Annotated in this window: 1 protein-coding gene; it reads right to left on the bottom strand. The window is 74.6% G+C overall.

Features of this window, described 5'->3' with window-relative positions; genetic code table 11:
* Window positions 1-232: ParA family protein (locus VR44_RS40475; RefSeq protein ID WP_045952702.1), on the bottom strand; the 232-nt coding region annotated here is incomplete at both ends.

Here is a 232-nt window from a genome sequence, read left to right as displayed (position 1 = left end):
CGCCGGAGGCGCCCGGCTGTTCGGTGTCGCGGCGGCGGCCGTAGTAGATCGCCGCGTCCATGCTCAGGCCGAGGCTGGGCGGGCAGTCGATGAGGATGACGTCGTAGTCGGACTCGACGGGGGCGAGGGCGCGTTCGAGGGCGGCCTCGCGGGCGCGGACCGTGGAGAGGCGGACGTCGAGGAGGAAGGCGTCCGTGCAGGCGGGCAGGAGGTGCAGGCGGTCGCCGAACCG

The sequence above is a fragment of the Streptomyces katrae genome (assembly GCF_000966975.1).
GTDB classification, from domain to species: domain Bacteria; phylum Actinomycetota; class Actinomycetes; order Streptomycetales; family Streptomycetaceae; genus Streptomyces; species Streptomyces katrae.
This window is presented reverse-complemented; position numbering and strand designations above follow the sequence as displayed.